Consider the following 10,544-nt stretch of genomic DNA (forward strand, 5'->3'; position numbering starts at 1 on the left):
GGCGGTGACTGCGAGTACGTTTAAGAAGTACCTATAGGATGATGTATTTGCCGCGATGAAGCTTGAGCAGAGCACGAAATGGGGATCGTGAGGAATGTCGATTGATTCAGCGAGAATCTGTTGCACGGGATGTGGCTTCGAAACGCGGGAAGTCTACCGGCCTATACGGGTAGTTTACCGGCTGAATAGCGGAAAGGAAGTCGAGACCGGACGTAAAAAAGGGTGGTGCTACGAATGCGAAAACTACTCAGACATCGAGAACATGGATCTTGAAAGCCTGCAGATAGAATTGGTCGAGAAGGAACGCGAAAGGCGCGAATCCCGCTCTCGAGCCGATCAACTCTCGAAAGCGTTTCTCGCACGTATCCGGAATCGATCAGAGCGACGTGGTTTGTTCTATTCGATTAAACGTTTTGACGAAGAGATAGAGAAGCTACGAGGATTGCTGGAAATCGCGGCCAGCCGTACTGCGCGGCCAAGATGTCTCAATTGTTGGTCCGACAAAACGGTACCGATGACTTTTGACGGCAGCGATAATCTCACACATAACTTCCGACACGACTGCGGCGGGAAGCTGAAGATTATCCACGATGATAGCGGACCGCGTTTCAATTTCGGCGTCACTACCTATGTATTGAACGAAGAGGGACGACTCTTGGGCGAACGCTCATGACCTGCCAGTCGTCGGCGTCACGCAGAAAATCGTAGCACCGTTACAGTAGGTTAAACGAAGCGTATCTTCGAACGCGTTGTGCGTGGCATAGGAAACTCGCTTGGACCGGAAAACGTCTCGTCACGCCAGTGCGACTTTGAGGCGGGCAATACGTTCCTCGACCATAGCGATGTTGTCAGCGTGGCCGCCGGCCTTCCGTAGTATGGCATGCGCCTTCGTTGCTGCTTCGAGCGACTCCTTGAGCCGGCCCTCTCGTTCGTATATTTCAGAAAGGATGAACCACACCTGATCGATCTCTGGGTTCGCGCGGACCACCTGCTGCAGTTCCTGAATCGCCAGTGAGATCTTACCGAGCCCCTGAAGCAACTGAGCGCGCAGCAGCGTGGCGTGCAGCCTCTCCTTGGGAATTCGCGCCAACTCCTCACACTCGCGCAATGCACCGACGATATCCCCAGCGTTGGCTCTGAGATTGACCAACTGTTTTCGAGCGAAACTTTCGCTAGGCTGAAGCGCGACGACTCGTCCGAAGCGTTCGATGGCCTCCTGCTCGCGGTGCATGTGAACCGCGATGATGCCAAGGTTGTGCCACGCATCAACATCGCTCGCGTTCTCCGCGACTCGCTCAAGAAGCTCCGTCTCCGCTTCATCAAAGCGACCCGCTGCCAACAACTGGCCCGGATCGGGCCGCCGGTGTCCCGATGGCGCACTAGTGCGCTTCGCGATCAGCGTGCTGAGGTTTTCCTTCGCCTCGTGCAGTCCAGGATGAAGCTCAAGGGCCTTTCTCAAGCATTGCTCGGCCTCTACTTCCTGTCCCACCTCCATCTGGAGCGCACCTAGGTTTGCCCAGATTGAAGCCTTGTCCGGTGCGATCCTGATCGCCTGCTGCATGACTTGAATCGCCTCGAGCGGTCGCCGAAGACTTGTCAGCGGGCCCGACTGATTAAGCAACGCTCCAGTGTTCAGTGGATCGTGGGAAGCGGCGACCCTAAGCTCGTCTAAAGCCTCATCGTGCCTACCAAGTCGATGAAGGGCTATTCCTAGGTTGTTCCTGGCGACGGCCTTGAATGGCGCCAATTCGATCGAACGAAGTGATGCCTGGACGGATTCCTTCAACTGGTTCTGCATGAGGTATTGTTTCCCCAACTCAGTCCATGCCCTATCGTCCTCGGGAACCATCCGGCAGTATTCGAGCGAGTACTTTAGGGCCAAATCTGGGCGTCCCATCGCGCCGTAGGACATCGCCCTCGCATAGACCAGCTCTTCTTCGTCTGTCCTGGAGGCAGACGGGCTCGGGAGGCCAACTCCGATTTGGCGGGCGATATCCCTAGCGTCGATCAAGAGCTCCCCGAAGCCTTGGTACCGCGCTGAGGGAGCCTTGCGAAGGCACCGTTCGCAGATTGGCCACAACGGACTTTGCATGGGTTTCGGCGTTTCATAGAGGATTTGCTGAACGATCGCTTGCTGGTTACTCTCAACGAACGGTCGAGCACCGACAATCAGCTCATACAAGGTGATACCGAATGCGTATATGTCGACACGGTGATCCAGCGCAGCTGGTGCCAAGAACTGCTCCGGTGCCATGTAAGGAAGTGTTCCAGAGATGGATTGGCGCTCCGTCACCCCTTCAATGGTCCCCGACGGGAGCGCGAAGCTCCGCGCCAAGCCGAAATCCGTAATACATAGCTCGTTATCAGGCGTGAGCATCAGGTTGCCCGGCTTGATATCCCGATGTGCCACCACGCCGTGAGATTGAGCATGGGTCATGCCATGACAAAATTGGGCGACCCAGGTCAGCACCAGACCGGCTGGCAGGCCGCGGTACCCGACATAAGCGTCCAGGGTGTTGCCTCGGTCGGGCGTGTTCGGAACGTAGTCTGCGGCAACATAGTGCTGCCCGTCGAGCATCGCCACGAAGCGCGCGCGAACGATGTTAGGGTGCCGGCCCAGTCCCACCCAAATCTCGGCCTCGCGGAGGAACTGCTCGCGCTCCGATTCACTCTCGGGGCGCTGCAGAGTCTTTAGCACAATCGGAGCGTCTTCGTCATGGTGGCTGACAACGTAGACAAGGCCCATGCCACCAGAAAAGATCTCGAGAACCTCATACTCGCCGCCGATTGAATCGCCTACCCTATAGCTGCGTGGCCTCATTGCAGGCGCACGGGGTGCGCGGTCGGATGGCGGCTCATCCGTTCGCTTAAAGCCAAGCATCTTGCGCCAACTAAACGCCATGACTTGCTCCCGTTGACAACCAAAGTGTGCGATCGAGCAATACCGCGGTCAAATCCTCGATCAGCCACGCCCCTTGGTCACGAGAGTCCGATTTCGGTGATTCGCCCCTATCCGTCACTGCCTGTCAGGTCAGACCGCAACGGGCTTAAAAGAAAAGCACGCCACTAGCCGAGCGAGTTCCGCATCGACGGCGCTTCGCAAGTTCCAGACCATGCGCACATGCACGGTCTCGAAGATACCATTATGCGAATCTGCTGGCTGGCTGGCCTCGGGATACTTGGCGCCCTTTTGTCGTCTTCCGCTGTTTGGGCCGACCCCGACGCCGAACGCGAAGCCCTCGCACGCCTCATCCACGAGATCGAAGCCCTCGCCCCGCTGATCGAGACCGCTGAGTCGCAAGCCAGCCCCGATACCCGTATCCGCTTTCGCTACGACTGGCTCCGCCAGGACCTCGAGCGCATTCGCGCCGGTATCCAGGAACACATCGACGCGCCGCGCACCGAGCCGCGGACGTTTCCGCCGCTGCGCGGCGACTATCGGCAGTGAGGCACGCCGATGACCCCTGCGCAAAGTGCCGCGTTTCAGGCGGGTTCCGGAGTCACTCCGGGAACGCTGCTCACGACCATCGCGAGTGTTGTCCTGGTGCTCACGTTCGTCTGGGTGATGTGGGTGACTGTCGGATCGTTTCGTGCGTGGCAGGACGGGCAGGTCGCGCTGTTCGACCTCGTGTGGGCGGCGCTACGGGCCAGCATCGTGCTGCTCGTGCTCGGGTTCTATTTGCGGTGACGGGGTGACCGGAACCGTGTTGGGCCGGGAGCAAGCCCCGGCATGTCGTGATCAGGGGGGTGCCCCGCAACTTCGGAGAAATGATGATGTTCGAGCGACTCAAGAAAAGGACAGTGGCCCTGGCGGGCCTCCTCGGTCTCGCGGCCAATCCGCCCGTGTGGGCGGCGCTTCCGACCCCGGTTGCGCCGAGTACGGCGCCGGCGGCCGGCGACTGGATCGCCCTGATCCAGGGCTACATCAAGGATGGCGGTCTCGTGCTGGGACTGGCGATCGCGGTGCTGGGTTTCCTGTGGGTGGCGTATCTCGCGTTCGCGAAGTTCAACGAGGCGCGGCAGGGCAAGGCGGAGTGGGCGGAGGTCGGCGTGCTCGGCATTGTCGGTGCGGTGGTGCTGATTTTCGCGAGCTACCTGCTGACCGAAGCCGCTGGCGTCATCTGATCCGACATGAGCGACCGGCACGACATCCTGGCCGACCGGCTCAACGCGGAGCCCGCCATCTTCAAGGGATGCTCCTCGAGCGAGCTTGGCGTCATCGTCGGCGTGGCCGCACTCGTGTGGTTGCCCGTCAGTCTGATTCTGGCGTGGCTCGCGGGTGCGGTCACGATGGGCTTCGGCATCGCCGGCGTCGGCATCGTGGCGACCGTGCTGCTGATGGCGAGTCTGTTTCAGCGTCTGAAGCGGAACCGGCCGGACGGCTACTACCAGCAGCAGATCGTGCTCTGGCTCGATGACCGGGGCCTGAAACGTTCGCCCTTCGTCCGCCGCAGCGGCGCGTGGGATATCGGCAGGAGCGCGCATGCGACGTTACCGATACGAGATCGATAATGTCCGCGCGCATCTGCGGTCCCTATGGGCCGTGATCGCCATCCAGGCGGTGGTGATCGCCGGGCTGTGGTTCGGCTGGAGTCAGGCACCCGAACGACTCACCGTGCACATCCCGCCGGATTTGCGTTCGGGCGCTGTGCTCGCTGTCGACGAGGTGCCGCCACCCAACGTCTACGCGTTCGCGTTCTACATCTTCCAGCAGCTCAACCGCTGGCCGGAGGATGGTGCCAGTGACTACGGCCGGGCCATCTTTCAGGTGTCGCCGTACCTGACGCCCCGTTACCGCGCCGATCTGATCGCTGAGCTCGAGCAGAAAGGACGCCAAGGCGAGCTCGCCTATCGCGTTCGCGGCATGCAGGAGATCCCGGGCCACGGCTACGAGGAACGCCGGGTCGATGTGCTGAGCGCGCAGGCTTGGATCGTGTGGCTGGACGTCGACCTGCTGGAGTCGGTGAAGGGCATGACCGTCAAGCGCACCGCGATCCGCTACCCACTGCGCGTCGTTCGCTACGCGGTCGACCTGGAAACGAATCCCTGGGGACTGGCCCTGGACGGGTACGGGGCGGAAGGCCCTCGACGACTCACCGACGCGGAACTGAGCGATGGAGGAGACGCCGATGGTGGTGCTTAGTCCTGCGGAAGTGCGCGATCAGAGATTCGAAACCGCCATCGCTTCGTGGCTGTTTGCTTTGCTGATGTTGTCCGCCGGCATCGCACAGGCGGCACCCGAAGTGGCCGAGCGTGTCGCCTGGCGCAAGACGCCGATCGCCATCGAGCTCCCGGTCGGGACCGAACGTCTCGTGCACTTCCCGGGCGCCGTCAAGGTCGGGGTGCCGCCGCAATTGCAGGGCGTGCTCCGCATTCAGAGCATCGCCGGCACGGCCTACCTGCTGGCACATCAACCATTCGCCAGCACTCGCGTAATCGTGCGTGGTCTCGACGATGGTCAGGTCTACCTGCTGGACCTGTCTGCCAGCGCGGAAAGTGCGGGCAACGCGCCGATCGAGATCTTCCTCCCGGACCAGCCGACCGCCGATCGCCAGGAGACCGAATCCGCGCCCCCGCAATACGGCTACGTGACCCTGACCCGGTTCGCCGCGCAGCAACTCTACGCGCCGGCGCGCTTACTGATAGAACTGCCCGGCGTGGTGCGTGAGCCCGTCAGACGCGAGCCGGTGGCGCTGGTACGCGGTGGTGCCGTCGAAGCCGTGCCGCTCATCGCCTGGCGGGCGGGCGATCTGTATTTGACGGCAGTCAAGCTCACCAACAAGACCGACCGGCCTCAGACACTGGACCCGAGAACCCTGCGCGGCAGCTGGCTCACGGCCGCGTTCCAGCACAACCGATTGCATGCGGCAGGCAGTGAGGCCGATCGGACGGTCGTCTACCTGGTCTCTGCCCGGGCCTTCGCGCCGTCGCTCAGGTAGCCGGTCATGCCCGCTGCAACCTCCAATCGTCTGTTACCCATCCTCGGTGGCGTTGTCGTGCTGATGCTCGCCTTCGTGACGCTCAAGTCGTGCACGGGCGAAGACGGCAACGAAGTGGTGCTGGACAGCGTGCCCGTATCGCCGGCGCCGGATGCCGATACGCCCGCGGACACCATCAAAACGCTGACCGCGAACGTCGCGGCCATGACCTCCGAAGTCGAGGCGCTGCGCCGTGACAACGCGACGTTGCGCAAGGACAACCAGGCACTCGTCGCGAGTCGCACCCAGATCGAGGAGAACGTCGCGACACGGCTGCGCCGGGAACTCCAGGCACAGCAGCACGACGACGAGAATCAAGCCCGGATCGACTCCGGGGTGTTGGCCTCGCTCACCAACCGTGTCGACAGCCTGGCCGAGTCGATGAAGCGGACTCAATCCGGCGGCATCGGGAGTGACATTCCCGTTGGCCTAGGCCTGGACGGGGTCGGAAGTCCTTCGGGCACTGCGCCGAACCTCATTTGGGTCGAGCCCCTCGATGCGTCGGACCCCACCCAGCCCGAAACCGGGCTACTCGACCGCGCGGGGCAGACCGCCGGCGGTTATCTCGATGGCGCGCGAAGCAGGACGGGTCAGGTAGTGACCAGCGCGCAGGGGCGGGTCGAGGCCATGCAGGATCGGCCGGCCTACACGGTTCCGCGCAACGCAACGCTCATCGGCTCCACTTCCATGACTGCGCTGGTCGGCCGGATCCCGATCCAGGGGCAGGTACGCGACCCGATGCCGTTCAAGGTGATCACCGGTGCGGACAACCTCGCTGCCAATGGACTGATGGTGCCGGGTGTCCAGGGCATGGTCTGGAGCGGCACGGCGGTCGGCGACTGGACCCTCTCCTGTGTCACCGGCCGCCTCGAATCAGTCACCTTCGTCTTCGACGACGGCACGATCCGGACGATCTCGAGCGACGATCGCAACGCGCAAGCGGGCAACCAAGGTGGGCGAGACAAGTCGCTCGGCTGGATCTCAGATGCCCAGGGGATCCCCTGCATCAGCGGCGATCGCAAGAGCAATGCGGTGTCGTTCCTGTCCCAGCGAATTGGCGTGCAGGCGATCCAGGCCGCCGCCGACGCGGCAGCCGCCGCCGAGACGACCTCGGTCGTGAGCAACCTCGGCAGCGTAACCGACAGCGTGACCGGCGACGTCGGCACCTATGTGCTCGGCAAGACCGTCTCGGGCGGTAGCGACGAGGTCGCCAAGTGGCTGCTCGAACGCCAGTCCCAGAGTTTCGATGCCGTGTTCGTGCCGGCCGGCACGGCGGTTGCCATCCACGTCGACCGCGAGCTCGCCATCGACTTCGAACCCCAAGGCAGGAAACTGAATCATGCGCTCTCGACTACGACCGATCGCCATCATCGTCTGGATTAGCGTGGCGCTCGCCGGCTGTGCCAGTACCAAGGAGTCCGTGTTGCCGCAGGACGGGCTGTCCATGAAGGCGATCTACGATGCCCACTTCGAGACGATGGGCGCCGACGACCCATTGTCCGTGCGACACGAATTGGGCCGCCGACCGCTCGGCAACGATGGCGAGGATCTGGCGGGCTACTCACGAACCGCGCACACCGAGCTCGAGACGATCTTCCCGCGGCTGCCCAATCCGACGTTGGTGATGTACGTGTTCCCGCACCTGGCGGGCGCCGAGCGGGTGCCCGTGCCGGGCTACGCAACGACATTCCCGCTGTATGAGCGCATCGAGTACGCGTTGCCGGGCGAAGTTCCGAGCGGAGTGCAAAGGCAAGTTCAGAGTGGACAGCACTGACCATGGCCTGGTTTTCGCTGAGCGCGCAGGATCCTTCGGCCCACGCTGTATCGACGCCGCACGCATCCGACACACGACCGCTCACCACGTCGGATGTGAAGGCGCTCTACGCGCGTCCACCGTCGTTCACCGACTTCCTGCCCTGGGTCGAATACTTGCCGGAGAGCCGCTGCTTCCTGCTCGAGGACGGGGTCAGCGTCGGCGCGTTGTTCGAGCTGACGCCGGCCGGCACCGAGGCGCGGACGCCGGCCTTCATGACCGAGCTGCGCGACGCCATCCAGACCGCCATCACCGAAGCGATCCCGGAGCTTGACGATACGCCGTGGATCCTGCAGCTCTACGTGCAAGACGAGCCGAGTCTGTCGGACCTCATGCGCGACGTGGCGGCGTACCTGCCCGACGGGGCGGCCGAGCGCGGCTATTCCCGCTACTACCTTTCGTTACTGAAGGAACACTGCGCCAGGATCAGTCGTCCCGGCGGGCTGTTTGAAGACTCGGCCCTGACGGGCACGGTCTGGCGCGGCCAGGAGCGACGCGTGCGGGCCGTGCTCTATCGTCGTTTGAATCCGCGCGGTCGCCTGGCGAGCGCGGTCGAAGTGGAGGCGGAGCTCAATGACGTTGCCACCAAGTGGGTCGCGGCCCTCGCCGCGGCCGGGATCCGCGCGCGGCGCGGCTCCGGAGAGGATCTGCATCGGTGGTTGCTGCCCTGGTTCAACCCGCGCGCCGCATTCGTCGGTGATGATCCGGATGGCCTCCGGACAGCTGCGCCTTATCCAGGGGATGACGATCTGCCCTTTGGCGCCGACTTCGCACAAACCCTGACACTATCCATGCCGCGCTCGGACGAGGCTTCGTCGACCTGGTGGTTCGACGAGCTGCCGCACACTGTGGTGACCGTTCAAGGACTGCGGCGTGCCCCGGACATCGGCCACATGACCGCGGAACGCCCTTCGGGGGACCACGTGTTCTCGCTGTTCGATCGTCTGCCCGAACACACCGTGATGGTGCTGACCGTCACGGTGAAGCCGCAGGATCTCACTCGCAATCACATCGGCCTGGTGAAGCGCTCGGCGGTCGGCGACTCCGCCGAGGCTGCGTTGACACGGGAAGACGCGGCGGCGGTCGAGCGGGAGATGGCGACCGGGAACAAACTCTATCCGTTCAGCATGGCCTTCTACGTGAGAGGCCAGGATCTGGTGTCGCTGCGCGCCAACGTCAATCAACTGAATGCGCTGCTGCTGCCGAATGCGCTACAGCCGATCACCCGGGAAGCAGATCTGCTGGCACTCGACAGCTACCTCCGCAATCTTCCGATGGCGTACGACGTGCGGCTGGACCGTTTGAGTCGACGTTCTCGCCTGGTGTTCTCGCGTCACATCGCCAACCTGCTGCCGCTCTATGGCCGCTCGCGCGGCACCGGCCATCCTGGGCTCGTGTTCTTCAACCGCGGCGCCGAGCCCCTGGTCTTCGATCCGCTGCATCGATCCGACCGGAAGAAGAATGCGCACATGCTGATCCTTGGGCCCACCGGCGCCGGCAAGTCCGCGTTGCTGGTCTATCTGCTCCAGCAAATGGCGGCGGTGCACCGCCCCAGAATCTTCATCATCGAAGCCGGCGGTTCGTTCTCGTTACTGGGTCAGCATTTTGCGAGCCATGGCCTCGACGTCAACCAGGTCACCCTCAACCCCGGCACGGACGTCAGCCTGCCGCCGTTTGCCGATGCGCTGCGCCTGCTCGACAAGGACCGGCGGGCCAAACTCATCACCGATCCCGACGCGCTCGCCGACAGCGATGACGACGACGATGAAGACGATGCCGAAGGACCTGGGCGAGACATCCTCGGCGAGATGGAGATCGCTGCGCGCATCATGATTACCGGGGGTGACGAATGCGAAGACGCGCGAATGACCCGGGCCGATCGCCTGCTGATCCGCAATGCCATACTTCTCGCGGCAAAGACAGTGGCCGAGGAAGGACGTCAACAAGTGCTGACCCGCGATGTGGTCGCGGCGCTGACCAGTATCGGCCGCGATACGGGCTTACCCGAGCACCGGCGCAACCGGGCGCTCGAGATGGGCGACGGCATGGCGCTCTTCTGCTCGGGACTGGCAGGACAATTCTTCGACCGCCCCGGCAAGCCGTGGCCCGCGGCGGACGTCACGATCCTCGAGATGGGCATGCTCGCCCGCGAAGGCTACGAAGATCAGCTCACCGTCGCCTACATCTCCATGATGAGCCACATCAACGATTTGGTGGAACGCCACCAGAGCGATGCGCGGCCGACTCTCGTCGTCACCGACGAGGGGCACATCATCACCACGAACCCGCTGCTTGCACGTTACGTCGTCAAGATCACAAAGATGTGGCGCAAGCTCGGCGCCTGGTTCTGGATCGCGACGCAGAACCTCGAGGACTTTCCCGACGCGAGCCGCAAGATGCTCAACATGATGGAGTGGTGGCTGTGCCTGGTCATGCCCAAGGAGGAGGTCGAGCAGATCGCCCGATTCAAGGACTTGAACGAAGAGCAGCGAAGCCTCTTGCTATCAGCGCGAAAAGAGCCGGGCAAGTATGTCGAGGGTGTCGTTCTGGCCGACAACCTGGAAGCACTGTTCCGCAACGTGCCGCCGCCGTTGTCGCTCGCACTCGCGATGACCGAGAAGCACGAGAAGGCCGAGCGCGCCGAGATTATGCGTGAACGTGGCTGTAGCGAGCTCGAGGCGGTGCACATAGTGGCGGGGCGAATTGCTGCTAAACGCGGCGGCTGAACTGCAAGCGCGGTAGAAACGGCGCCC

At 62.9% G+C, this 10,544-nt stretch carries 11 protein-coding genes; 10 read left to right on the plus strand and 1 reads right to left on the minus strand.

Features of this window, described 5'->3' with window-relative positions; translation table 11 throughout:
• Window positions 1-262 precede the first annotated feature (262 nt).
• Window positions 263-673 carry a hypothetical protein gene (locus R3E82_21325; protein MEZ5553437.1) on the plus strand — a complete coding sequence of 137 codons (411 nt, stop codon included), beginning with the start codon at window positions 263-265 and terminating at the stop codon, window positions 671-673.
• A gap of 120 nt (window positions 674-793) precedes the next feature.
• On the opposite strand, the gene R3E82_21330 is transcribed toward R3E82_21325, so the two are convergent.
• Window positions 794-2,902 carry a protein kinase gene (locus R3E82_21330; protein MEZ5553438.1) on the minus strand — a complete coding sequence of 703 codons (2,109 nt, stop codon included), beginning with the start codon at window positions 2,900-2,902 and terminating at the stop codon, window positions 794-796.
• Between the two features lie 219 nt (window positions 2,903-3,121).
• Between R3E82_21330 and R3E82_21335 the strand changes: the two genes are divergently transcribed.
• The 9 genes from R3E82_21335 to R3E82_21375 all read left to right on the plus strand — a co-directional run bounded on the left by R3E82_21335 (window position 3,122) and on the right by R3E82_21375 (window position 10,517).
• Complete coding sequence (locus tag R3E82_21335; GenBank protein MEZ5553439.1) at window positions 3,122-3,448, plus strand: RAQPRD family integrative conjugative element protein; 327 nt, start codon at window positions 3,122-3,124, stop codon at window positions 3,446-3,448.
• 9 nt (window positions 3,449-3,457) lie between these two features.
• Complete coding sequence (locus R3E82_21340; GenBank protein MEZ5553440.1) at window positions 3,458-3,688, plus strand: TIGR03758 family integrating conjugative element protein; 231 nt, start codon at window positions 3,458-3,460, stop codon at window positions 3,686-3,688.
• Between the two features lie 80 nt (window positions 3,689-3,768).
• Entirely contained in the window at window positions 3,769-4,125 is a 357-nt protein-coding gene (locus R3E82_21345; protein ID MEZ5553441.1) for a TIGR03745 family integrating conjugative element membrane protein, read from the plus strand.
• A gap of 6 nt (window positions 4,126-4,131) precedes the next feature.
• Window positions 4,132-4,512 (plus strand): TIGR03750 family conjugal transfer protein, encoded by a 381-nt coding sequence (locus R3E82_21350; protein MEZ5553442.1) that lies wholly within the window; start codon window positions 4,132-4,134, stop codon window positions 4,510-4,512.
• Window positions 4,484-5,143, plus strand: coding sequence for a TIGR03746 family integrating conjugative element protein (locus tag R3E82_21355; protein MEZ5553443.1), 660 nt, complete (start codon window positions 4,484-4,486; stop codon window positions 5,141-5,143). Before R3E82_21350 ends, R3E82_21355 begins: the two co-directional genes overlap by 29 nt.
• Window positions 5,115-5,939 carry a TIGR03749 family integrating conjugative element protein gene (locus R3E82_21360; protein MEZ5553444.1) on the plus strand — a complete coding sequence of 275 codons (825 nt, stop codon included), beginning with the start codon at window positions 5,115-5,117 and terminating at the stop codon, window positions 5,937-5,939. The genes R3E82_21355 and R3E82_21360 overlap by 29 nt, the downstream gene beginning before the upstream one ends.
• 6 nt (window positions 5,940-5,945) lie before the next feature.
• The gene (locus R3E82_21365) at window positions 5,946-7,361 is read left to right on the plus strand and encodes a TIGR03752 family integrating conjugative element protein (protein ID MEZ5553445.1); all 1,416 of its coding nucleotides are present in this window, start codon (window positions 5,946-5,948) and stop codon (window positions 7,359-7,361) included.
• The gene (locus R3E82_21370; protein MEZ5553446.1) at window positions 7,318-7,752 is read left to right on the plus strand and encodes a TIGR03751 family conjugal transfer lipoprotein; all 435 of its coding nucleotides are present in this window, start codon (window positions 7,318-7,320) and stop codon (window positions 7,750-7,752) included. The genes R3E82_21365 and R3E82_21370 overlap by 44 nt, the downstream gene beginning before the upstream one ends.
• 2 nt (window positions 7,753-7,754) lie before the next feature.
• On the plus strand, window positions 7,755-10,517 hold the full coding sequence (locus R3E82_21375) for a conjugative transfer ATPase (GenBank protein MEZ5553447.1): 2,763 nt from the start codon (window positions 7,755-7,757) through the stop codon (window positions 10,515-10,517).
• The last annotated feature ends 27 nt before the right edge of the window (window positions 10,518-10,544 follow it).

The organism is Pseudomonadales bacterium (genome assembly GCA_041395945.1).
Classification (GTDB): domain Bacteria; phylum Pseudomonadota; class Gammaproteobacteria; order Pseudomonadales; family Azotimanducaceae; genus SZUA-309.